The sequence below is a fragment of the Mycolicibacterium insubricum genome (assembly GCF_010731615.1).
In the GTDB taxonomy this organism is placed as follows: Bacteria; Actinomycetota; Actinomycetes; order Mycobacteriales; family Mycobacteriaceae; genus Mycobacterium; species Mycobacterium insubricum.
Genome location: NZ_AP022618.1, coordinates 1009030 through 1031988, shown reverse-complemented (window position 1 = coordinate 1031988; position 22959 = coordinate 1009030). Strand labels below are relative to the sequence as shown.

21 protein-coding genes are annotated in these 22959 nt (G+C 69.0%); 12 read left to right on the top strand and 9 right to left on the bottom strand.

The window, feature by feature from the left end:
- Window positions 1–4: 4 nt before the first annotated feature.
- The 7 genes from G6N16_RS04700 to G6N16_RS04670 all read left to right on the top strand — a co-directional run bounded on the left by G6N16_RS04700 (window position 5) and on the right by G6N16_RS04670 (window position 8128).
- A complete protein-coding gene (locus G6N16_RS04700) occupies window positions 5–1006 on the top strand; it encodes a hypothetical protein (RefSeq protein ID WP_083030093.1) in 1002 nt (333 codons plus the stop codon).
- 82 nt (window positions 1007–1088) lie between these two features.
- Window positions 1089–2090 (top strand): hypothetical protein, encoded by a 1002-nt coding sequence (locus G6N16_RS04695; protein ID WP_083030094.1) that lies wholly within the window; start codon window positions 1089–1091, stop codon window positions 2088–2090.
- A 78-nt stretch (window positions 2091–2168) separates the two neighbouring features.
- Window positions 2169–3239 (top strand): hypothetical protein, encoded by a 1071-nt coding sequence (locus G6N16_RS04690; RefSeq protein ID WP_083030095.1) that lies wholly within the window; start codon window positions 2169–2171, stop codon window positions 3237–3239.
- Between the two features lie 105 nt (window positions 3240–3344).
- Window positions 3345–4013: a GAP family protein gene (locus tag G6N16_RS04685; RefSeq protein WP_083030096.1), complete on the top strand. Its 669-nt coding sequence runs from the start codon at window positions 3345–3347 to the stop codon at window positions 4011–4013.
- A 21-nt stretch (window positions 4014–4034) separates the two neighbouring features.
- A complete protein-coding gene (locus tag G6N16_RS04680; protein ID WP_083030119.1) occupies window positions 4035–4703 on the top strand; it encodes a GAP family protein in 669 nt (222 codons plus the stop codon).
- 45 nt (window positions 4704–4748) lie between these two features.
- Window positions 4749–6650: a serine/threonine-protein kinase gene (locus G6N16_RS04675; protein ID WP_110810783.1), complete on the top strand. Its 1902-nt coding sequence runs from the start codon at window positions 4749–4751 to the stop codon at window positions 6648–6650.
- Window positions 6651–6970: 320 nt separating this feature from the next.
- A complete protein-coding gene (locus G6N16_RS04670; protein ID WP_083030098.1) occupies window positions 6971–8128 on the top strand; it encodes an FAD-binding oxidoreductase in 1158 nt (385 codons plus the stop codon).
- 142 nt (window positions 8129–8270) lie between these two features.
- Here G6N16_RS04670 and G6N16_RS04665 read toward each other — a convergent pair whose 3' ends face one another.
- From G6N16_RS04665 to dnaK, 5 genes are read right to left on the bottom strand one after another with little or no spacing between them, the layout of a single operon-like run.
- Complete coding sequence (locus G6N16_RS04665; RefSeq protein WP_083030099.1) at window positions 8271–9911, bottom strand: ABC-F family ATP-binding cassette domain-containing protein; 1641 nt, start codon at window positions 9909–9911, stop codon at window positions 8271–8273.
- A gap of 41 nt (window positions 9912–9952) precedes the next feature.
- The gene (locus G6N16_RS04660) at window positions 9953–10321 is read right to left on the bottom strand and encodes a heat shock protein transcriptional repressor HspR (protein ID WP_083030100.1); all 369 of its coding nucleotides are present in this window, start codon (window positions 10319–10321) and stop codon (window positions 9953–9955) included.
- Between the two features lie 6 nt (window positions 10322–10327).
- Complete coding sequence (gene dnaJ, locus G6N16_RS04655; RefSeq protein WP_083030101.1) at window positions 10328–11509, bottom strand: molecular chaperone DnaJ; 1182 nt, start codon at window positions 11507–11509, stop codon at window positions 10328–10330.
- A 47-nt stretch (window positions 11510–11556) separates the two neighbouring features.
- The gene (gene grpE / locus G6N16_RS04650; protein ID WP_083030102.1) at window positions 11557–12168 is read right to left on the bottom strand and encodes a nucleotide exchange factor GrpE; all 612 of its coding nucleotides are present in this window, start codon (window positions 12166–12168) and stop codon (window positions 11557–11559) included.
- Window positions 12165–14015 (bottom strand): molecular chaperone DnaK, encoded by a 1851-nt coding sequence (dnaK, locus tag G6N16_RS04645; RefSeq protein WP_083030103.1) that lies wholly within the window; start codon window positions 14013–14015, stop codon window positions 12165–12167. Before dnaK ends, grpE begins: the two co-directional genes overlap by 4 nt.
- A 304-nt stretch (window positions 14016–14319) precedes the next feature.
- Between dnaK and G6N16_RS04640 the strand changes: the two genes are divergently transcribed.
- Complete coding sequence (locus G6N16_RS04640) at window positions 14320–14889, top strand: hypothetical protein (protein WP_083030104.1); 570 nt, start codon at window positions 14320–14322, stop codon at window positions 14887–14889.
- Between the two features lie 159 nt (window positions 14890–15048).
- On the opposite strand, the gene G6N16_RS04635 is transcribed toward G6N16_RS04640, so the two are convergent.
- A complete protein-coding gene (locus G6N16_RS04635) occupies window positions 15049–15417 on the bottom strand; it encodes a DUF488 domain-containing protein (RefSeq protein WP_083030105.1) in 369 nt (122 codons plus the stop codon).
- 62 nt (window positions 15418–15479) lie between these two features.
- On the opposite strand from G6N16_RS04635, the gene G6N16_RS04630 reads away from it, so the two are divergent.
- Window positions 15480–16406 carry an LLM class F420-dependent oxidoreductase gene (locus G6N16_RS04630; protein ID WP_179961181.1) on the top strand — a complete coding sequence of 309 codons (927 nt, stop codon included), beginning with the start codon at window positions 15480–15482 and terminating at the stop codon, window positions 16404–16406.
- 18 nt (window positions 16407–16424) lie between these two features.
- Here the strand turns inward: G6N16_RS04630 and G6N16_RS04625 are convergent, their stop codons facing one another.
- Complete coding sequence (locus G6N16_RS04625; RefSeq protein WP_083030121.1) at window positions 16425–16988, bottom strand: TetR/AcrR family transcriptional regulator; 564 nt, start codon at window positions 16986–16988, stop codon at window positions 16425–16427.
- 53 nt (window positions 16989–17041) lie between these two features.
- Here G6N16_RS04625 and G6N16_RS04620 point away from each other — a divergent pair, with 53 nt between their 5' ends.
- Window positions 17042–18220, top strand: coding sequence for an alpha/beta hydrolase (locus G6N16_RS04620; protein ID WP_083030106.1), 1179 nt, complete (start codon window positions 17042–17044; stop codon window positions 18218–18220).
- Between the two features lie 90 nt (window positions 18221–18310).
- Complete coding sequence (locus tag G6N16_RS04615) at window positions 18311–18997, top strand: hypothetical protein (RefSeq protein ID WP_179961180.1); 687 nt, start codon at window positions 18311–18313, stop codon at window positions 18995–18997.
- Window positions 18998–19037: 40 nt separating this feature from the next.
- Here the strand turns inward: G6N16_RS04615 and G6N16_RS04610 are convergent, their stop codons facing one another.
- Window positions 19038–20519: a dynamin family protein gene (locus G6N16_RS04610; protein WP_083030107.1), complete on the bottom strand. Its 1482-nt coding sequence runs from the start codon at window positions 20517–20519 to the stop codon at window positions 19038–19040.
- Window positions 20520–20625: 106 nt separating this feature from the next.
- Here G6N16_RS04610 and G6N16_RS04605 point away from each other — a divergent pair, with 106 nt between their 5' ends.
- Window positions 20626–21078 carry a hypothetical protein gene (locus G6N16_RS04605; RefSeq protein ID WP_163787774.1) on the top strand — a complete coding sequence of 151 codons (453 nt, stop codon included), beginning with the start codon at window positions 20626–20628 and terminating at the stop codon, window positions 21076–21078.
- On the opposite strand, the gene G6N16_RS04600 is transcribed toward G6N16_RS04605, so the two are convergent.
- Window positions 21056–22906, bottom strand: coding sequence for a dynamin-like GTPase family protein (locus G6N16_RS04600; protein WP_083033121.1), 1851 nt, complete (start codon window positions 22904–22906; stop codon window positions 21056–21058). The genes G6N16_RS04605 and G6N16_RS04600 overlap by 23 nt on opposite strands.
- Window positions 22907–22959: the final 53 nt, after the last annotated feature.

Sequence of the window (22959 nt, the reverse complement as noted above, 5' to 3'; positions counted from 1 at the left end):
ACCGGTGACCGAGCCCGATCGGCTGAGCGCACTGTCTGAGCGCATCACCGCGCTCACCGGGCGCAACCTCACCCGCGAGGAGCTGGTGACCGTCGCCGGGCGCGCCTTCGAGCACCAGATCGACCTCGACGACGACGGCCAGCTACGGGCCCTGCTCGGCGGGCTCACCTCGGGCGGAATCGCCGGCGGACAGGTCGGCGGACCGCCGGTGTCCTACGGACAACCCGCCGCACCCAGCTATCCCTATCCGCAACCGGGCTACCCGCAGGCGTACCCACAGCCCGGCTGGCCCGGCATGAACCCCATGATGGCGCCCGGCTACCCGCTGATTGCACCACCCCTGCGCGCACCGAAGGCACCCACCCGACACCCCGCGGGATTCATCGTCGGCGGGATCCTGATCGCCCTGGGCACACCGCTCCTCGTCTTCGGGGGATACACCTACCGCGCGGGCTACCACCACGGTTTGAGCCCGTTGCTGCTGTTGAGCCGGGCCGGCTGGCTGCTGCTCGCAGTCGCGTTCGTCCTTGTCGCGGCCAATACCCGGGCGGCAACACGGGTATCGGCGATCGTCGCGGCCTCAGCCGCCGCACTGACGATCGTGATCTCCATCGTCTTCCAGGTATTGCTTCCCGGACTCGCCCACGGGCTCATCGCGCTGCTGCTTACGGCTACTGGTTTGGCGTTCGCTGTTGCACTGCTCGTCGCCGGCACTACCGGTCGGACGTACTTCGGGGCGTTCGGCCTGGTCGCGGGGGTCGCCTACGGTGTTTTCAGCACCCTGATGATTCTCAGCTCGTTCTTCGGGATCGGGTGGCCAACACGGATCCTTTCCCTGCTGGACGTGGTATCCCTGCTGCTGTTCGGCATTGCCGTCAGCTGCGGAAAGGTGCCCGTCACTGCTTCACCGGGCCCGATGTATCCGTCCTATCCGGACCTCGGACCACCCTCCGCGCCGGTGCGGCCCGGTACTCCCGACGGAACGCCCGCGGCCGACACCCCCTGACCGTCCACCGGATTGCCGCTGCCCCGCGATCCAGGGCTGCCATAGGCTTTCCCCGGAAACACCGCGGACGTCAGGAGAACAGGTGACCGAGCCCGACCGGCTGAGCGCACTGTCGGATCGCATCGTCGCCGTCACCGGTCGCACGCTGACCCGCGAACAACTCGTCAGCCTCGTCGGGCGGGCCTTTGAGCACGATCTGAACCTCGATGACGATGGCCAGTTGCGCGGACTGGTCGGCGGGATGAGCTCGGACGGACCGGCCGACGAACAGGTCGTCGGACCCCCGATGTCCTACGGTCAACCCACCGCACCCAGCTACCCCGCTCCTCAACCCGGGTACCCGCAGGCGTACCCGCAGCCCAGCTGGCCCGGCATGAACCCCGCGATGGCGCCGGGCTACCCGATGATGCCGCCACCTCGACAACCCCAAACGACCCGCCACCCGGTGGGCTTCATCGTCGGGGGAATCCTGATCGCACTGGCGGCTCTGGTCTGGGGCGTACTCACGTTTGCGGGGGACTACTTCTTGGAGGACACCCACCTCTTCGGCTACCTGACCCCCGCAATGCTGGCGAGCCGGGTCAGCTGGCTGATCGTCGCGATGGGCTTTACCGCGATCGCCGTCGGCGCTCGCGGCGCGACGCGGGTTTTTGCCATCATCGCCGCCGCGTCGGCGGCGCTGGCGGCGCTGACGGGGATCATCTTCTTCGGATTCCTCGACTACCACTCCATTCCGGAAACATCCGCGAATGCGCTGTTACTGGGCCCGACGGTGACCTTCAACATTGCAATGCTGATCACCGCAATCACCGGCTTGCGGTCCTTCGGGGTGTTCGGCCTGTTGACCGCCATCGCCGACGGTGTCCTCACCGCCGTGATCTACATCAGCGGGTTCACATCCCTCTACTCAGTCAACTTGTGGGCGTCACGGGTGGAACCGGTGGTCTTCCTGCTGTTCGGCATTGCCGTCAGCTGCGGAAAGGTGCCCGTCAGCCAAGCAACACCACTGGTCGGCGTCGAACCTCCTTCCGGGCCGGTACCCGGTACTCCCGACGGAACGCCCGCGGCCGACACGGCCCCCTGACCGTCCACCGAACTTCCGCAGCTCCGCAGCCCCCAACCGCCCTACGCTCGAGGAACACCGCCGACGTCAGGAGAACAGGTGACCGAGCCCGACCGGCTGAGCGCACTGTCGCAGCGCGTCGTCGCCGTCACCGGTCGCACGCTGACCCGCGAACAACTCGTCACCCTCGTCGGCCAGGCCTTCGAGCACGACCTGAACCTCGACGACGACGGCCAGCTGCGCGGCCTGGTCGGTGGTCTGCTGGCCGCGGACGCCACCACGGCTACTCGGGCGGGCGATGACGAGGCGCCGCCCATCTCCTACGCGCAGCCGCAACAGCCCTACGCCCAGCCACAATCGTCCTACCTCCAGCAGCAGCCCTACCCGGTCCGCTACCCGGGGCCCATGCCGACGCCCGGCCCGATGCGCTACCCGATGCCCCCGCCGCGTCCGCCGGCCCCACCGATGCGCCACCCCGCGGGATTCATCGTCGCGGGGATCCTGGTCGCCATCGCGGCCGTCGGGATCGTCCTCACCGCACCGGCCTTCGCGGTGAGAATGGCGCGCGCCTACCACGCGTCGACGCCAATGGCCGGGTTCAGCGTCGCGTGGCTGGCGATCGGCCTCGCGTTCGGGCTCATCGCCGTTGCCGCCCGTCCCGCTGGCAAGGGGCTGGTCGGCCGGGCGGTGGTGACGGCGCTGGCCACCTTGCCGCCCGCCGTCGTCCCCTGGGTGGGGCTGAACCTCACCCACACCCATGACGCGCAGGTGGTCTTCCTCCTGCTCGCCGCGGCCGCGGCGTTGACCTGGTCGATCGCGGTGATCGTGTTCGGCGCCGGCGCCCGATCGTCGTTCCGGCTGTTCGGGACCATCACCGGCACCGGCGCCGGCATCACCTCGCTGGGTCTGACGCTGCTCTACGGACTGTTTGCGGCACAAATGGTCATGGGGCTGAGCCGATCCCTGGTCCGCCACCTCAGCGCGCCACTACTCGGAGTCTGGTTGGTGTCCATGGTGCTGCTGCTGTTGCTCGGCATCGCCATCAGCGTCGGACGGGTGCCCGTCGTCGCCACCGCCACCGCGGCACCCGAGCCACCGGCCGTCGACACCGAGTCCGACTGCGCCCCCACCGACACCGCGTCCGACCCTGAGCCCGCAGCGGATCCGTAACCTCGCAGCACCACCCGAAGCCCGGGCCAGTACGGTCGACGCGGTAAGGATGCGACACCACGAGACGAGGGGACCGGTGGCCGACACCGCAGGCGGCCGACACCCATGAACACCAACCTGCTTTCCGCCTCCGCCGAGGTGCTGCCCCTGGCCCTGGTGATCGCGCTGTCGCCGTTCACCGTGGTGCTGGCGGTGCTCGTCGTGCAGGGCAACCGGCCGCGCGCGTCCGGGCTGGCATATCTGGCCGGTTGGCTGTGCGGCATCACTGTGCTGATCGCGATGTTCACCGCGCTGCCCGAGGCCATGGATCCCGACGAAAGCTACACCCCGGAATGGTCGGCGTGGACCCGCATCCTGGTCGGCGGCGCGCTGATCGCTGTCGGGATCTACCGGTGGGCAACGCGGGGAAACCGGTCACCGCAACTGCCCGGGGTCGACCGGCTGACCGGTACCAGCCCGGTGAAGGTGTTCGGTCTGCGGCTGGTGCTCACCATGGTCAACTTCAAGGTGCTGTTCATCTGCGTGGCGGCGGGACTGGTGATCAGCAACGCGCACCTGGGTCGATGGACTCCGGTCGCGGCGGCGACGTTCGTGGTGACGGCGGCTTCGACGGTCGCGATCCCGATCCTCGGCTACCTGTTCACCGGCGACCGGTTCGACGCCACCCTGACGCGGATGCGGATCCGGCTGGAGAAAAACAGTCCGGCGCTGATCGCGGTTACCCTGATCGCCATCGGCGTTCTGGTGCTACAACAGGGCGTCCTCGATGCCTGACCCGACGGCGAGGTGCAGTCGATGAGCGCGAGTCTGGGATCGGCCGCCGTCGAGGTGCTGCCGCTGGCCCTGGTGATCGCGCTGTCCCCGATCTCGATCATCCCCGCGGTTCTGGTGCTTCAGGGCGACCGTCCCCGCGAATCCGGGCTGGCGTTCCTGGCGGGCTGGGTGCTCGGGATCGCCGCGCTGACAACGCTGTTCACCGCCCTGCCCGGTCTGCTGGAGGCCGACAGCGGCCCGCCGCCGACCTGGGCGTCGTGGGTGCGCATCGTCGTCGGTGCCGCATTGATCGTGTTCGGGATCTTCCGCTGGTTCACCCGGGCCAGCCGCCCGCATCAACTGCCCGGCCTGCGTCAGCTCACCGAGGCGCGCCCCGCCAAGCTGTTCGGGCTCAGCGCGCTGCTGACGGTGGTCAACGTCAAGGTGCTGTTCATGTGCGTGGCGGCGGGCCTGGTGATCGCCAACTCCGGGCTCGGCGCGCTGACCCCGGTCGCGGCGGCGGGTTTCGTGGTGGTGTCCACCTCGTCGGTCGCGCTGCCGGTGCTGGGGTATATCGCCTCCGCCGGGCGGCTGGATCCGGCGCTGCTGCGGCTCAACGGCTGGCTGCAGCGGCACAGCGGCGCCCTGGTCGCCATCACCTTGATCGTGATCGGGATATTGGTGCTGCATCGCGGGATCGTCGGGCTGTAGGGGCTTGTCCTGGCCGGGGGTTCCGCTGCCCGCTACGGTCAAGGCGTGACGACAGGGGGGCCGGTGGCCGAGACAGCGCTGGGCCGGTACCGCCTGGTCGAACAGCTCGACCGCAACGAGTCGACGCAGGTGTTCCGCGGCCACGACACCGTCACCGACCGCGAGGTCACCGTGGTGCGGCTGGTCGACGACGCTTCTCGGCAGCGCTTTTTCGATGGCGCGCGGTTGCTGGCCTCCCTCGACGATCCGCACGTACCGGCCGTCCTGGATATCGATGACGAATACTTCGTTACGCGCCCCGTGGCCGGCCGGTCGCTCATGGCGGACGGGCTGCTGAGTCCGCAGCGCGCGGTGGCCGTCCTGGAGCAGGTCGGCGACGCGGTGGATGCCGCGCACGCCGTCGGGCTGGTGCACGGCGAGATCCGGCCGGCCAACATCACCGTCGGGAAACGCGACTTCGCGATGCTCACCGGGTTCGCTCACGGCAGCGGCCCGTCGTCGGTCGGCCGGTTCGCCTACCTGGCGCCGGAACGGTTCGAGGCCGGGGACGCCACGGTTGCCGGTGACGTCTACGCGCTGGCGTGCGTGCTGTTCGAATGCCTCACCGGGCGAACGCCGTATGCCGGGGACACCCTGGAGCAGCAGATCACCGGGCATTTGGCCAAACCGGCACCCCGCCCGTCGGACACCGGCGTTCCCGCCGCCTTCGACGCCGTCATCGCGACCGGGCTGGCCAAGGACCCGGCGGTCCGGTTCGGCTCGGCCGGTGCGTTGCTCGACGCCGCCCGGGCCGCGCTGTCCGGGATGGTCGCCCCGGAACCCGTAGCGCCGCCACCACCCGCGCCGGCTCCCACCGAGCCCGCAAGTGCCGCGTGGCTGGGCGTCGACGCCGCCAAGGTCGCCTTGGCCCGGCCCGCGGACGTGCCGGATGCCGCGGTGCCCGTCGACCAGGTCCCGCCCGACGCGCTCGTGGCGGTCGAGCCCGAGCCGCCCGTCACGTCGTTCGACCCGGCAGCCCCGGCTGCCGCGCACCACGTGATCGAACCCGACGACTCCGACGCTCCGCCGGTCAGCTACGGCTGGCCCACGTCGGTGGATGCCGCTGCCCTGCCGCCGTCGCCGCACCCCCAGTACGCCACACCGCCCGCCGCCCCGCCGCAGTACGCCGTACCGGCGGTGGCCGGCACGAAGGTCCGCTGCGCGCACCGCACGCTGCGGGTGCACGGGCTGAGCCGGCCCGAAGGAGTCGCGGTCGACGGCGCGGGCACGGTCTTCATCGCGGACTGGGGCAATGACCGGATCATCGCGGTGGCCACCGGCTCCGCCCCGACAACCCTGCGCGTGCCCGGCCTCGACGGACCCGCAGGCGTGGCGCTCGGCGACGGGACGCTGTTCATCACCGACAGCGGCAACAACCGCGTCGTCGTCCGACAGGATCGGGCCTTCCGCGCCAAGGCCCTGCCGATTGCCCTCCTCGACAATCCCCAGGGCATCGCCGCGGACCCCCACGGTTGGATCTATATCGCCGACTGGGGCAATGACCGGGTCCTGGCGGTCACCGCCGACGGCCGCGATGCCCGCACCCTGCCGTTCCCGGGTCTCGTCGGCCCGCAGGACGTCGCGGTCGACGGCTCCGGCGCCGTCTACGTCACCGACGCCGCGAACAACCGGGTGCTCCAACTGTCGCCCGGGGCATCCGCGCCGGTCGAGTTGCCGTTGACCGGGCTGAAGTCGCCCCACAGCATTGCCGTGGATCGGGCACGAACGGTCTACGTCACCGACCGCGGGAACAACCGAGTGGTGCTGATGACTGCGGACCAAACCCAGCGCACCCTGGGGCTGGACGGGCTGGCCGAGCCCAGCGGCATCGCGGTGGACGCGCGCGGCGTCATCTACATCGTCGACGACGGCAACGACCGCATCCTGCAGGCGACCCCACTCCCGTAGCAGCGCAGCCGCCACGCCCGGGTCCTCAACGTCGCAGAATGCGGTCCTGCCGCTCGGTTGAGCCGTAGGACGTGCACGTAAGTGGTTCCTCAACGGGGCGGTGAGAGTCGACGTACCACTTATGTGCACGGGGGCTTGCCGGGCCAACTGCTGACCTGGGGTTTTACCCGTGAGACGCGTCGCGGCTGTTCGTAAGTGGTATCTCAACCGCCGATGACGGTCGGCGTACCACTTACGTGCACGAGCCTCGCCGAACCGCCTGATTGATATCGCAGGCGGTCCCGGCCTCCGCTCCGTTCGGTCTGATTAGGATCGACCGCGTGGGCCTGGAAGATCGCACGTCGCTGACGCTGCTGCGTGCTGCGCTCACCGGCCGCGACTCCGACGACCTGATCGGCCGGATCTTCACCTGCTGGTTCGCGCTGGACCCCGAGGTCCGCGATCTGTTCCCGCCGGACATGACCGCCCAGCGCGAGGTGTTCGGCCGGGTGCTCGGCTGGCTGTTCGACGAGTTCGTCGCCCAGCGCGCCGAGGCACCGGTGGCCTTCCTCGCCCAGCTCGGCCGCGACCATCGTAAATACGTTGCAACACAACAGCATTACGAGACCATGTCGCACGCCATCTATGCCACCCTGGCCGCCGAGCTGGGTGATCGGTTCACCCCGGCCGTCGACGACGCCGCACGGGAGGCCATCAACCTGATCGCCGGCGTGATGAGCGGAGCGGCCGACGCCGACGCGGGCCCCGCCTGGTGGGAGGGCACCGTCGTGGAGACCGCACGGGTGTCCCGGGACCTGGCCGTCGTGCGGTTGATGCTGGATCGCCCGATGAACTACCTGTCCGGCCAGTACGTCAATGTGTCGGTGCCGCAGGTTGCCCGGCGCTGGCGCTACCTGTCGCCGGCGATTCCGGCGAATCCCGAGGGCCGCATCGAGTTTCACGTCCGTGCCGTCTCCGGCGGGATGGTCAGCAACGCCATCGTCGATGAGACACGGGCCGGGGACCGGTGGCGGCTGTCCAACCCGCACGGGTCGCTGGAGGTGGATCCCGAGGGTGGTGACGTCCTCATGGTCGCCGGCAGCACCGGGCTGGCACCGTTGCGCGCCATCATCATGGACATGTGCCGATACGGCGAAAACCCGCGCGTGCACCTGTTTTTCGGGGCTCGCTACCCGTGCGAACTCTACGACCTGCAAACGCTGTGGGAGCTGGCCGCGCAGAATCCGTGGCTGTCGGTGACGCCGGTGTCGATGTTCGCATCCGATCCGCCGTGGGCCGCCGACTATCCCGACCCGACCCCGCCGCGCGGCCTGCACGTCCGCCAGACCGGGTTGCTGCCCGAGGTGGTCACCTCCTACGGCGGTTGGGGGGATCGGCAGATCCTAATCGCCGGCAATCACGCAATGATCGCCGCCACCCGCGCAGCACTGATCGACAAGGGCGCCCCACCCCAGCAGATCCAGTGCGACCCGGTCTGATTCGACGAGCTTGCGAGGAACGAGGAAGCGAGGAAGCGAGGAAGCGATCAGACCGCATCAGTCCCGTCTGATTCGACGAGCTTGCGAGGAAGAGATCCGGCAGGAGAGCCTCATAGGCCGCCCCTCCGTCAAACGGCTCCGGCTACAGTTCGCTGACCTGGCCATCGCGGACCAGCCAGCGGCGGTCAAGTCGGACGTTCTCCAGCATCCGGCGGTCGTGGGTCACCAACAGCAGCGCGCCGTCGTAGCTGTCCAGCGCGGCCTCCAGCTGTTCGATCGCCGGCAGGTCCAGGTGGTTGGTGGGCTCGTCGAGCACCAGGACGTTGGTGCCGACAGCCTGCAGCAGCGCCATCCCGGCGCGGGTCCGCTCACCGGGGGAAAGCTCGTCGACACTGCGCTCGGCATGATCGGCGCCCAGTCCGAACTTCGCCAGCAGCGTGCGCACCTCGACGGTGGAGAAGCCGGGGACCGCCGCCTCGAAACGGTCGACCAGACGCTCCGGACCGGTGAAACCCGCTCGGGCCTGGTCGATCTCACCGATCGCGACGTTGGCGCCCAGTGCGGCGCGGCCCTCGTCGGGCGCCCACTGTCCGAGCAACAGCCGCAGCAAGGTCGACTTTCCGGACCCGTTGGGGCCGGTGATGCCGATCCGCTCGCCGGCGTCGACCTGCAGCGAAACCGGGCCGAGGGTGAAATCGCCGCGGCGCACGACCGCGTCGTTCAGCGTCGCGACCACCGAACTCGACCGCGGCGCAGCGCCGATGGTGAACTGCAGCTGCCATTCCTTGCGCGGCTCCTCGACCTCGGTCAGCCGGGCGATCCGGCTTTCCATCTGACGCACCTTCTGCGCCTGCTTCTCGCTGGACTCCGACTGGGCGCGACGGCGGATCTTGTCGTTGTCGGGTGATTTGCGCATCGCGTTGCGCACACCTTGGCTCGACCACTCACGCTGAGTGCGCGCACGTGCCACCAGATCCGCCTTCTTCGTGGCGAATTCCTCGTATTCCTGGCGTCGATGCCGGCGGGCGACCTCGCGCTCGGCCAGGTAGCTTTCGTATCCGCCGCCGTAGACGGTGGTGGTGTGCTGGGCCAGATCCAGCTCGAGCACCCGGGTAACGGTGCGCGCCAAGAATTCCCGGTCGTGGCTGACCAGCACCACGCCGGCGCGCAGATCACCGACGAAGCGTTCCAGTCGGGAAAGCCCGTCCAGGTCGAGGTCGTTGGTGGGCTCGTCGAGTAACACCACGTCGAATCGCGAAAGCAGCAGTGCCGCGAGGCCCACCCGGGCGGCCTGTCCGCCCGACAGTGCCGTCATCGGCGTCGATTCCGGTTGCAGCGCATCTGTCAGGCCCAGGTCGGCCAGCACCGCCGGGATCCGTTCGTCCAGGTCGGCGGCGCCGCTGGCCAGCCAGTGTTCGAGTGCCACCGCGTATTCGTCGGCACCGCGATCGTCGTCGAGCGCCTCCGCGGCGGCGTCCATCGCTCGGGTGGCCGCCGCGCATCCGGTGCGCCGGGCGAGGTAGCCGGCGACGGTCTCCCCCACCACCCGCTCATGCTCCTGGGGCAGCCAGCCGACGAAGGCGTCAGTGGGTGCACGCCCGACGGAGCCTGCCAGCGGGGCGAGATCACCCGCCAATATCCGCAGCAGGGTGCTCTTACCTGCCCCGTTGGCGCCGACGACGCCGATCACGTCGCCGGGGGCGACGGTCAGGTCGACGTCCTCGAACAGGGTGCGGTGGGCGAATCCGCCTGCGACGTCACGGGCCACCAGCGTTGCGGTCATGACGCCATTCTCCCGGTTGGATCGGACCGTTCCGTCACCGCCTATTGCGGCCGGCGGCCCCGCGGTTGCCAGACGACAACGGCGGTCCCCGGCCGGCGCCCGGACCGCGCGGCATCGGCCTCTTCGCCCAGTTCGCGGACCCGGGCCTGCAGCGCCGCCACCTTGTTGGTCAGCTCGATGATCCGTTTGATCCCGGCAAGGTTGACGCCTTCTTCCTGGGACAGCCGCTGCACCTCGCGCAGCAGTTCGACGTCGCGTTCCGAATAACGGCGTCCGCCACCGGAACTACGCTGCGGGGTGACCAGTCCGAGCCGGTCGTAGGTGCGCAGGGTCTGCACGTGCATGCCGGCCAACTCGGCGGCGACCGAGATCAGAAAGGTCGATCCCTCACTCCCCACTGCCTCGTTCATCGCCGATCACATCCTGTTCCCGGCCCACCCCGCGCGAGGATCGAAGCCGCTGGCCCGCTCGGCGGCCGCGTAGGCCTCCAGCGCCTCCAGTGCCTCACCCTCCAGTTTGGGCGGGACGGCCACCTTCACGGTGACCAGCAGGTCGCCGGCTCCGCCGCTGCGCTTGGGCACGCCCCGTCCGCGCACCCGCAGGATCCGACCGTCGGCCGTTCCCTTGGGCACCCGGACGCCGACCTTGCCGTCCAGCGTGGGAACCGAAAGTGTTGTGCCCAGGGCGAGTTCGGTGAAGCCGACCGGGATGGTGAGCGTCAGGTCGTCGCCGTCGCGGCTGAACACCTTGTCCGGACGGACGTGGACGGTGACGTACAGGTCACCCGAGGGCGCGCCGCGCAGGCCCGCCTCGCCCTGCCCGGCCAGCCGAATCCGCTGGCCGTCCTCGACACCCGGGGGAATCCGGACGTTGATGGTCCGGGTGCGGGTGGCGACCCCGCTGCCCCGGCACTCGTCGCACGGGTGCTCGATGATCGACCCGCTGCCGCGACATTCAGAGCAGGGTTCGGAGAACCCGAACGCACCCTGGTTGCGGTTGACGACGCCGGACCCGTTGCAGGACGCGCAGACTCGCGGGCTGGTGCCGGGCCGGGCACCGCTGCCGTGGCAGTTGGTGCACGGCGCGGGACTGGTGAGCCGCAGCGGGACCGCGACGCCCTTGGTGGCCTCCATGAAGTCCAACTCGGTCTCGGTTTCCAGGTCCTTGCCGCGTCGGGGCCGGCTGGGCCGCGGCTGCGCGCCGCGCCCGAACAGGCCGCCGAACAGGTCACCGATATTGGCGCCGCCGGTCTCACCGGCGGCGTCGAACAGGTCTCCGAGGTTGAATTCGGCTCCGTCGGAACCGTATCCGTTGAAGCCGCCGCCCCCGCCACCGCGGAACCGATTGCCGAAGCCGCCGCCGGCGAACATCCGCCGGGTCTCGTCGTACTCCTTGCGCTTGGCCGGATCCGACAGCACGTCCTTGGCCTCGGACGCGGCCTTGTACTTCTCCTCGGCCGCGGCGTTGCCCGGATTGCGGTCCGGGTGGTTCTCGGCCAGGATCTTGCGAGCGGCCTTCTTGATCTCGTCCTGGGTGGCGTCGGAGGAGACGCCCAGTTCGGAGTAGAAGTCCTTCTCAACCCATTCACGCTGGGCCATCGAGCGTCACCTCCTTGCCTGTCTTCATCTGAATGTTCGTCCTTTGCCTATGAATTCGCGGGCGCATCGGGACGCTGCCCGGTGTCGTCGTCACCGGCGATGTTCTCGACGGCATCGACGACGGCGACCATCGCATGCCGCAGCACCTGATCACCGAGCCGGTAGCCCTTGCGCATCACGGTCCCCAGCACCGGGTTCGATCCGTCGCCCTCATGCTGGACGGCCTCGTGGATCTCCGGGTCGAACGCGTCGCCCTCGTCACCGAATGCGGCCAGCCCCAGGCTTTCCAGCGTGGCGGCGAGCTTGTCGGCAACCGCCTTGAGCGGGCCGGACTCCAGGTCTCCGTGCGCGCGGGCGCGATCCAGGTCGTCGAACACCGGCAGCAGCTGCGCCACCACCGAGGCCTTGGCCCGGTCGACGGCGAACTGCTGGTCGCGCAGCGAACGCTTGCGGTAGTTCGCGAAATCGGCCTGCACACGCTGCAGGTCGGCGATCAGCTCGGCGGCCTCGTTCTGCGATTCCTCCGAGATGGTGGGCACCTCCGGTGCCGGCCCACTGGGGGCCGGCCCGGAGGTGTGCTCGCGAACTTCACCCGTCTCCGGGTCGATGCGCCGTTTGTCGGTGACAGTCACCGGCTCGTGCGAATCGTTCTCGCTCACTTGTTCTCCTGGTCATCCTCGACAACCTCGGCGTCGACAACGTCATCGGCGCCCGAACCCGAATCGGCACCACCGGCGGCCTGCTCGGCCTGCGCGGCCTCGTAGATCGCCTGGCCCAGGGCCTGGCCCTGCTCGCCCAGCTTCTCCATCGCGGACTTGATGGCGGCGATGTCGGTACCGGCGAGGGCGGTCTTCGCATCGGCGATGGCCGCTTCGACCTTGGTCAGCGTGTCCTCGGGGACCTTGGAACCGCCCTCAGCGCTGCGCTGTTCACCGACGAACTTCTCCGTCTGGTACACCAGCGACTCGGCCTGGTTGCGGACATCGGCCTCCTCCCGACGCTGCTTGTCCTCCTCGGCGTGTGCCTCGGCGTCCTTGATCATCCGGTCGATCTCTTCCTTGGACAGGCCGGAGCCTTCCTGGATCTTGATCGTGTTTTCCTTGCCGGTGCCCTTGTCCTTGGCTGTGACGTGCACGATGCCGTTGGCGTCGATGTCGAAGGTGACCTCGATCTGCGGCACGCCGCGGGGGGCCGGCGGAATCCCGGTGAGCTCGAACGAACCGAGCAGCTTGTTGTGCGCGGCGATTTCACGCTCGCCCTGGAAGACCTGGATCTGCACCGACGGCTGGTTGTCGTCGGCGGTGGTGAAGGTCTCACTCCGCTTGGTCGGGATGGTGGTGTTGCGCTCGATGAGCTTGGTCATCACCCCGCCCTTAGTTTCGATGCCCAGGCTCAGCGGCGTGACATCGAGCAGCAGAACGTCCTTGACCTCGCCCTTGAGCACACCGGCCTGCAGCGCGGCACCGACGGCCACAACCTCGTCCGGGTTGACGCCCTTGTTGGGCTCCTTGCCACCGGTGAGTTCCTTGACCAGTTCGGTCACCGCGGGCATGCGGGTGGAACCACCGACCAGCACGACGTGGTCGATGTCGCCGACGGCGATGCCGGCGTCCTTGACCACCTGCTGGAATGGCTTGCGGGTGCGATCCAGCAGATCCTGGGTGATCCGCTGGAACTCGGCGCGGGTCAGCTGCTCGTCGAGGAACAGCGGGTTCTTGTCCGCGTCGACGGTGATGTAAGGCAGGTTGATCGAGGTGCTCTGCGAAGAGCTCAGTTCGATCTTGGCCTTCTCGGCGGCTTCACGCAGCCGCTGCATGGCCATCTTGTCCTTGGTCAGGTCGATGCCCGAGGTGGACTTGAACTTCTCGACCAGCCAGTCGACGATCCGATCGTCCCAGTCGTCGCCACCGAGGTGGTTGTCACCGCTGGTGGCACGAACCTCGACCACGCCGTCGCCGATCTCCAGCAGGGACACGTCGAACGTGCCGCCGCCGAGGTCGAAGACCAGGATGGTCTGTTCCTTGCTGCCCTTGTCCAGGCCGTAGGCCAGGGCGGCCGCGGTCGGTTCGTTGACGATCCGCAGCACGTTGAGGCCGGCGATCTGGCCGGCTTCCTTGGTGGCCTGACGCTGGGCGTCGTTGAAGTACGCCGGCACGGTGATGACCGCATCGGTGATGTCTTCGCCCAGGTAGCTTTCCGCGTCACGCTTGAGCTTCATCAGCGTGCGAGCGCTGATCTCCTGAGCCGTGTAGTTCTTGCCGTCGATCTCGACGGTCCAGTCGGTGCCCATATGCCGCTTCACCGAGCGAATCGTCCGGTCGACGTTGGTCACAGCCTGGTTCTTCGCGGGCTGCCCGACGAGCACCTCGCCGTTGCGCGCGAACGCGACGACCGACGGGGTGGTGCGAGAGCCTTCGGAGTTGGTGACGACGACGGGATCGCCGCCCTCCAGAACCGCGACGCAAGAGTTGGTGGTCCCGAGGTCGATGCCGACCGCACGAGCCATAGTTGTTGCCTCCTGAAATAGCAGAATTGAAATCTGAGCGAGCTGCGCTCAAGCTTGCCTCCCGACGATAGGGTTGTCAAGGCAAAGTTGAGTCCAGTGCACTCATGTTATCGATATCCTCAACCACCCCCGGTGCCGATTCATTCCCGACCCCCGGAATTCGTGTTTTTTCGGCCCCGAACTGTGGGAATGCACATCGGGCGGAGACATCGGGTGTTCCCGGCACCGGCGCGGCACCGGGTCCGGCCACGCGGGGGCCGGTAGCGTCGTAGCCAGTTGCCGGGAGTAGTTCGAGGAGCAGCGGGTGCGCACAACGCAGGTATGGCTGGCGGTGGCCGGCGCCGCGATCGCCGCCGCAGCGCTGGCCGGCTGCAACACCGTCGTTGACGGGACCGCCACCTGCCCGGGTTGCGGCACCGGGACCGAACCGACGATCCCTACCTCCCGGCCCGAGGTACATCCGCCGACCACACCGGCGCCGTCGCCAAGTGCCGCCCCACCCCCCACGGCCACCGCCGGGCCGAAACCCGGGGCGACGACCCTGCCGGCCAACGAATCGGGCCTGGTGTTCATCGAGACCAAGTCCGGCAAGACCCGCTGCCAGCTGACCACCGCCTCCGTGGCCTGCGAGTCCGACTTCGCCAATGCCCCGATGAAAGACGGATTCAAGGCCAACGGGGTCAGCGTGAACGGCAGCGGAACCCTGACCTGGGTGGTCGGCAACCTGGGTGACATCCCGGTGGTCAAACTGGACTACCAGACCTATTCGGCCAACGGTTGGACCATCGACGCCACCTCCGACGGCACCCGATTCACCAACGACACCACCGGTCACGGCATGCAGGTCGCCACCCAGGGTGTTCAGGCGTTCTGACCGGCCCCGGCCCGCCCACTCTGGCGCCCCTCTGCTCCGCGCCGAAAATTCAGTACCAAATGCTGACCTGTGAGCGCCTTCGTGTGGATTATCCAAATGAAGCGCCCCACAGGTCAGCATTTGGTACTGCCATCGGTCTGACTAGAGCGGCCCCGGTTCCTACTTGTTGAGCAGCTCGGCCAGCACGGCCGCTTCGGAGATGTCCAGCGCCCGGCTGGCGGTCAGCAGCGTCAGACCCTGCGGACCGCGGGCCAGCTCCCTTAGATGCGCCAGCGCCTCGGCGTGCTCGGGATCGGTCAGCTCCGCCCGGTAGCGCTTGCCGAACTCGGCGAACTTGGCCGGGTCGTGGCTGTACCACTTGCGCAGCTCGGTGGACGGCGCGACCTGTTTGCACCATTCCTCCAGCTCGGCGCGCTCCTTGGAAATCCCGCGCGGCCACAGCCGGTCCACCAGCACCCGGGCTCCGTCGTCAGGAGCGGGGTCGTCGTAGATCCGTTTGATCCGCACTTTCGGGGCAACCTTTCCCATCCCCCGATTCTGCGCCCGCATTGCATCGGGTGAGCCGGAATCCCCCGGCTACCCTGGCAATCGTGGACTTCCGGGTATTCGTCGAACCGCAGCAGGGCGCCTCCTACGCCGATCAGCTGGCCGTCGCCCAAGCCGCCGAGGCGCTGGGGTATTCGGCGTTCTTCCGCTCCGATCACTACGTGGCGATGAGCGGCGACGGGCTGCCCGGCCCGACCGACTCGTGGGTGACCCTCGGCGCGCTGGCCCGCGAAACCAGTCGGATCCGGCTGGGCACCATGGTCACCTCCGCGACGTTCCGTCACCCCGGGCCGCTGGCCATATCCGTCGCCCAGGTCGACGACATGAGCGACGGCCGGGTCGATTTCGGTATCGGCGCGGGCTGGTTCGCCAAGGAGCACGAGGCCTACGCCATTCCGTTCCCGCCGCTGGGTGAGCGTTTCGACCGCCTCGAGGAGCAGCTGGAGATCCTCACCGGGTTGTGGTCGGCGACCGGAACGTTCAGCCACGCCGGCCGTCACTACACCGTCACCGACTCCCCCGCACTGCCCAAACCGGCGCAGCGCCCGCACCCGCCGATCATCATCGGCGGTCTGGGCCCCACGCGCACGCCGCGGCTGGCGGCCCGGTTCGCCGACGAGTTCAACGTCCCGTTCTGCACGGTCGAGGTGATCGCCGCGCAGTTCGACCGGGTGGCCGGTGCCGTCGCGGCGGCCGGACGGGCCGCGGACTCGATGACGTATTCGGCCTGCTTCGTGGTCGCCGCGGGCCGCGACGACGCCGAGGTCACCCGCCGCGCCGACGCGATCGGGCGTGAACTCGACGAGCTGCGCACCAACACCCCGCTGGTCGGCACGCCGAACGAGATCGTCGACCGGCTGACCCCGTTCGCCGAGGCCGGGGTGGCGCGGGTGTACCTGCAGGTGCTGGACCTGGCCGACCTCGATCACCTCGAGGTCTTCGCCGACGGGGTCATCCGCCAGCTCCGCTGAATTCTGCGAACCCGCCCCTCAGCCGCGCTGCGCTCCACGCAGAACCAGATCGGCCAATCGTTCGGGGAGATCCGCCTCGATCGGCTCCCGACTCAGCAGAATGCGGAAGTGCAGCGGCGCCACAAGCGCCTCGACGAGCAGGGATCCATCGGCATCCTGTTCGAGCTCGCCGCGAGCCTTCGCCCGGTCTATGACGCTCTCGAGTGCCACCCGGCGGGCGCGCCAGAAGGCCCGAAGACCCTCGTCATCGACGGGAGCGGACCGGGCTCCGGCGCGCTGCAGCGCCTGGCCAACCGGTGACTGAATGAAAACGCTCACCGACCGGGCGATCGCCACCAGGTCGCCGCGCAGCGATCCGGTATCCGGCGCGGGGATGTCGAGACCACTGCGCTCGAGCAACGCCTCCAGGATCAGGTTCTCGCGGGTCTGCCACCGTCGATAGACGGACGTCTCGTGGACGCCGGCGCGCCGGGAGATGTTCAGCACCGTCGCCGCATCGGCGCCGCCCGCCACAATCTCGTCGATGGCAGCGTCGAGCACTGCACGACGGAGGGCTTCCCCGCGCCGGCCGAGGCGACGCATCTCAGACACGACCGCCATACTATCGCAAGTTAACTTGCGATAAGGTCGGGGTCATGACGCCCTCCGACAACCCGCAGGCACGCGCCCTCGACTGGAGAGCGGATGCGCCGGTCATCGGCTACCACGCCTTCCACCCGGATACGAGCCTGAACTTCCAGTGCAACCGGTGGGTGCAGTGGATCGGCCCGGAGGCCATTCCCGGCGTGGCCGCCCTCGCGGCGCGCGCCGACGGCTACCCCGAATGGATCGACGGTTTCCTGGCGCTTTCCGAGCAGGCCCGGGACCAACAGCGGACCCTGGCCGCCGCGTACTTCCTGCGCGCGGCCGAATTCTTCATGGCCCCAACCGATCCGCGACGGCCCGGCTTCCGCGCCCGGTTCCTCACCGACATGCGTGGCCTGTATCAGGTGCAGCCCACCGACGTCGCCTATCAGGGAGGCGCCCTTCCCGCCTATGACCTCGGGCCGGCCGGAACCCCCGACGACACCGTCCTGATCTTCGGCGGGTTCGACAGCTACGTCGAGGAGTTCCTGCCGATGATCACCGGTCTGGCCGCCGCCGGCTACCGGGTGATCGCCTTCGACGGCCCCGGCCAGGGCGGCGCGCTGGAGGACCACGGCCTCCCGATGACGCCCGAGTGGGAACGGCCGGTGGCCGCGGTGCTGGATCACTTCGGCATCGACCACGGCGTCACCGCCATCGGCGTGTCACTCGGCGGCGGCCTGGTCGTGCGGGCTGCGGCGTTCGAACCGCGGCTGAAGCGGGTCATCGCGTTCGACATCCTCGACGACGAACTCGAGGTGGTTGCGCGCCAGATCGGCCGGGGAGCTGCTGTCGGGGTCCGGGTGTTGCTGGCCTTGCGCGCCCGGGCTCTGGTCAACGCCGCCGCACGCGTGGCCGCGGCGCACAAGCCCGTCTCGGCCTGGGGGCTCCAGCAGGGCATGCACATCACCGGAACCGCCTCGGCATACGACTTCCTGACGGCGGCGCGCGGGACGAGTACCCGCGATATTTCGGATCGAGTCACCGGCGACGTTCTTCTGCTGGCCGGCGCGGACGACCATTACGTCCCGCTGCACCAGCTGTCTCGACAGGCCGAGAACCTGGTCGGTGCCCGATCGGTGACGACGCGGGTCTTCACCGCCGACGAAGATGCCGGCAACCACTGCCAGATCGGAAACCTCGGCCTGGCCGTTCGCTTCGGCCTGGCCTGGCTCGACCGCCTCCGGTGACGACGGCTCTCCGAAACCAAGGTCGCAGACCCGTCACAGCTTGGTTGCGGCCACCGGAGGGCACAGCTGTGGCGGTTACTATCGGCTCCCGTGGCCAACGGATACCCCGACGACCCTGACAATGCGCCGACCCAGTACGGCAGCTACAGCGAGCCGACGCAGGCCGCCAGCTACGGCGATGCCACTCAGGCCGCCGACTACGGCGCCGGCGGACAGGCCTACAGCGAGTACACCGAACCCAACACGGCCGGCTACGACGCCGGCTACGACTCGGGTTATGGCGCCGACTACGGCGCTCCCACCGAGGCCAACCCAGCACCCGAGTCCCAGCCGTGGTTCCGCAAACCCGCCGCGTTGGTGGCGATCGGCGCGGTCGCCGCGTTGATCCTGGCCCTGGCGATCTACGGCATCGTGTCGCTGACCGGCTCGTCGGACAAGAAGGATCACCAGCACCCGTCGAACGCCCCGGCCACGACGTCGGCCCCGGTCAGCACCGAGGCGCCCGCGGAGTCACCGGCAAACACGGCCACCGAAGCGCCCGCCACCGAAGCACCGGCCACCGAAGCACCGGCGACCGAAGCACCCGCCACGGAGGCACCAACCACCACCGAGGCCCCGGCGCAGACCACGACGGAGGCGCCGACCACGACGACGGAACCGCCCGCCACCACCACGACGACCGAGGCCCCGTCGACGGTGACCAGCACCAGCACCGTGACCGAGACGGTCACCTCCAGCCGTCACCTCCCGACGCTGTTCCCGCGCGGGGAGCGCTAACCGCGAGCGTTGACCGCGGCCAACGCCAACCCCGCGGCCGCTAACCGCGCGCGCGGTAGTCGGCGACCAGTGCCTCGGCGCTGCGCACTGCGGCCCGGCACGCCCGGGTGGTGAACGGATCGTTGAGCGGATGCTCGGCGCGGCGGCGCCAGCGCCCGACGGCGGCCAGTGCGGCCCGCGGGCCGTCGTAGGGCACGTCGGGGGTCAGACCCAGCCGGCTGGCGGCGTCGGTGCCCGATCCGCCGATGATCCGCCGCAGCGAGGCCACCTCGTCGTCGTTCAATGTGGTTGATCGCGAACGCAACTGGGACAGCAGGCGCAGCTCCTCGAAGGCGTGGGTGTCGGCCAGCAGCGGGTCGATGTCGGCAATCACCGCGGCGGTGGCGTGAAACGGGTTGTCCGACACCAGCCGTCGCAGCGCGAGCAGCGCGGTGTGCGCCTTGAGCAGCTCGGAGCGCTGGGCGAACTGCTGGTCGATGACGTCGCGCAGCGCGACCAGTCCGCTGCGTTCCAGCAGTTCGTCGGCCAGCGCCACCGAGTCGGTGATCCCGGCGCGCAGCAGTGTGATGGCGATGCGGATACCGAACATGCCGAACCGGTCCAGTAGCGCCGCCCGCGTCTCGGGGTCCACCGGCAGTGAATCATCTTCGCGGACAAATCGATCCACGCTCAGCATGGCCTTGTTCAGCACCGTGGCCTCGACGCCGGCCAGCTTCTCCAGGGCGATGAACTCGCCCTGGCGCAGGGTCCGCGCGGTCAGCGCCAGCAGCCCGGACACCGGGACGACGGCCTGGCAGATCCCGGTCTTGTCCATCTCGGCGGTGAACCGCGCGGCGACGTCGCGGGCAGAGAGCATGGCGTCGATGCGGCCGGACCCGATCTCGTCGGCGCGTGAGGCCACCCCGATCACGCCGAGCGCACCGGCCGATCCGCCGACCAACGAACCGATCTGGGTCAGCAGCGCGATGTCGGCGGCATTCAGGGTGCGCAGCAGGAACACCACCGCGTCCACCCGGGGCACGCCGTCGTCGGGTACCAACAGAGCCAGGGTGCGCTGGGAGACGTCGGCGTTCAGCGACGAGGTGCCCGGCGTGTCGATGATGCTGGCGCCGATCAGCTCGGTGGCCGGCCATTCGACGTCCAGGACGCTGACCGCCGCGGCGTCGAGCGCACCGAAGTCGAAGCTGAGCCCGTCGGCGCGGATGATCGGCAGGTGGGTGCGGCGCCCGTCGTACCCGACGGCGGTGACCTTCGGGGTGGGCCCGTGGCGGAACCAAGTAACGATGCGGGTGGCCTCGGTCGCGTCGGTCGGCGCGATCGTCTCCCCGACCAGCGCGTTGACCAGCGTCGATTTGCCGGCCTTGAGGGTGCCGGCCAGCGCGATGCGGATGGGCTGGTTGAGCTGCCAGGACAGCCGGTCCAGTTCGGCGAACAGACCGTCACGCCCCCGGTAGGCCGGGTCGCTCCGGTAGGCACGGGTTGTCGCGGCCAGGATGGCGCGCACCTGATCGCTGGTGCTCATTGCGGTTGCGAGTTTACGGTGTCGGCCCGGCGTCGACGGCGCGTGCGAGCCTGGGTTTCGCTGTGCGCGCCGTCGGCCTCGGTCCGGTCAACTAATGTCGAGAGCCGTGGACGACGACGAGGGCCCCTGGTACCAGACCCAAACCGCGGTGTTCGCCGCCGGCGGCCTGGCGCTGATCGTCGTGGTGACGCTGTTCGCGCTGGTCGTGCGGATGTCCGACGAGTGGGACGCGCCGCCTCCCCCGCCGCAGCGGGTGATCGCATCGACGGTCTCCTCCACCACCCCGTCGCTCATCACCCCGTCGCCGGAGACCACCACTTACAGCACCAGCGTGCCGATCTCCACCAGCGAGGTCGCCGCCCCCAACGAGACGAGCACCGAATCGTCGGAGTCCGAGACCACCTCGGAGTCCGAGACCACCACCTCAACAACGTCGTCGACCACGACCACGACCACGACCACGACGACGAGCAGCTCCGAGACCACGCATCAACGGCCGCGGATCAACCTGACCCGGACCGTGACCCCGGGTGGCCTTACCGTGGCGCCCGCAGGTTGACGACGTTGTCGCTGACCTGGCCGAGGATGTTGCGCTGACGGGACAGTTCGTTGACCCGGGTGATGCGCTCGTTCTCCTCCAGCCGGGCCGCGTTCAGCGTCGCCTGCAGTGACTCGTTGAGTGAGCGGGCGGTCTCGTTGGCGATATCGCGGTAGTGGTCGCGCAGCTGGCGCTGGATGGTCTTGAGCCGGTCCCGGGACTCCTTGCCGACCACGAACGACACGTCGTCGACGAATTTGCGCAGGTTGGTCTTGGCCTCGCTGCGCACCCGCATCATCCGGTTCTCCATGTCCTCCCGGTAGGCCTTGCGGCCCAACAGCAGACCGGCGCCCAGCGACAGCGGGTTGAACATGCCCAGGCCGACCACCGAGCTCAGCATGCCGAACATCAGCACACCGCCGTAGGAGCCGCGCAAGCCGGTGACGGCCTTGTGCCCGAAGCCGATCGGTTTGGATTCCAGCCGGGTGATGGCCTTGAGCCCGGTGAATTCCGCACCCATGTCCCGTGCGTTGACCTCGGGGATGTCCACGCCGTCGAACCCGACCTCGGTGAAGGTGCGGGCGACCTCGGCGGCCAGCGCCTCGGCGCGCCGGTAGGCGAAGACGAAGTTGTCGCCGACGGCGGTGGCCACCGAATCCTGCACCTGCGCACCGATTTCGGCCCAGTGCACAGTCGGGTCGCAGCTGTCGATCACCGCTTCGGCGTCGCTGACGATCTCCCGGAACCGGGCACGCAGGTCATGGTCGACGTCGCCGGTGAGATCGGCGATGCCGTCGTTGAGCACCTGCTGCCACAGTGCGGTGTGCGCCAGCGCGTCGGAGGCGTCCTGTTGGCGTCGCTCCAGGTCCTCGGTGATCCGGCGGACACTGTCCGGGTCGTCGAGCGCGGCCAGCTCGGCATCCACCGCCAGGGTGAGATGTTCTGCCGTCGAAGCGATTTCGGCCAGTACCGCGTCGCGCACCCGGTCGGTTTCTCGGGACAGCACCCGTTCGGACAGGAACGACACGATGGCCGGGAAGTTGGATTCGGTGTTGAGTTCGGCGTCGTTGGTGGACACCGCGTGGCTGCGCAGCAGCGACGACGCGGGGATCAGCGGCACGTCGACACCGGCGCGCTGCAGGTGCGCGGTGTTGGCCGCGACGATCGCCCGCCAGTGCGGGTACAGGTCGGTCTTGGTGGCAATGACGGCGGTCACCGGGCACAGTTGCTGGCCTTGCCGCAGGAACCGCATCTCCGGTTCGGTGAACTCCTGGCTGGTGTCGCTGATCATCAGCATGGCGTCGGCGTCGGGCAGCAGCCCCAGGGTCGCCGACAGGTGCGGCTGGCCGTGCCCGCCGACGCCGGGGGTATCGATAAAGGTGAGGCCGCCGCGCAGCAGCGGGCTGGGCACGCCGACCTCCACTCGCAGTACCTCGCGGCCGCGGGCGATCGGGGCCCGGCGCAGGTCGGTACGGATGGCGTCGATGGGAATGTCGATGTACTCGGGTGCCCCGGGTTCGGGGACACCGGGTGCCGCCCCCAGGCTGGGTGCCACGACGAGTCGTGCGATCGGCTGGTCGGCGTAGCTGACGACGGTGATCAGCGCGGTGGTCTCGTCGTCGCCGACCCGGGCGACCGGCAGGTTCAGCAGTGAGTTGAGCAGCTGGCTCTTGCCCTGTTTGAGCTGCCCGGCGATGACCACCCGGATCTGCGGGTCGCTGATCCGGACCTTGGCCGCGGCCAGCCGCTCGGCTAGGTCGCGGCGGTCGTGCAGCGCGGCGATGGCGGCGGTGTGGTCGATGAGTTCGACGATCACCGCGACGGGCCGCCGGTCCTGCGGTTGGGTCACGGGACTAAACCTCTCTGTTCACGGTTCACGGTAGGCGCGACAACGGCGGGGAG

Bases quoted from the DNA above. Each gene is read 5' to 3' on its own strand.
- G6N16_RS04685 (WP_083030096.1), top strand. From the start codon at position 3,345: ATGAACACCAACCTGCTTTCCGCCTCCGCCGAGGTGCTGCCCCTGGCC.
- G6N16_RS04680 (WP_083030119.1), top strand. From the start codon at position 4,035: ATGAGCGCGAGTCTGGGATCGGCCGCCGTCGAGGTGCTGCCGCTGGCC.
- G6N16_RS04665 (WP_083030099.1), bottom strand. From the start codon at position 9,911: ATGACCGCAACGCTGGTGGCCCGTGACGTCGCAGGCGGATTCGCCCAC.
- G6N16_RS04660 (WP_083030100.1), bottom strand. From the start codon at position 10,321: ATGAACGAGGCAGTGGGGAGTGAGGGATCGACCTTTCTGATCTCGGTC.
- dnaJ (WP_083030101.1), bottom strand. From the start codon at position 11,509: ATGGCCCAGCGTGAATGGGTTGAGAAGGACTTCTACTCCGAACTGGGC.
- dnaK (WP_083030103.1), bottom strand. From the start codon at position 14,015: ATGGCTCGTGCGGTCGGCATCGACCTCGGGACCACCAACTCTTGCGTC.
- G6N16_RS04635 (WP_083030105.1), bottom strand. From the start codon at position 15,417: ATGGGAAAGGTTGCCCCGAAAGTGCGGATCAAACGGATCTACGACGAC.
- G6N16_RS04625 (WP_083030121.1), bottom strand. From the start codon at position 16,988: ATGCGTCGCCTCGGCCGGCGCGGGGAAGCCCTCCGTCGTGCAGTGCTC.
- G6N16_RS04620 (WP_083030106.1), top strand. From the start codon at position 17,042: ATGACGCCCTCCGACAACCCGCAGGCACGCGCCCTCGACTGGAGAGCG.
- G6N16_RS04610 (WP_083030107.1), bottom strand. From the start codon at position 20,519: ATGAGCACCAGCGATCAGGTGCGCGCCATCCTGGCCGCGACAACCCGT.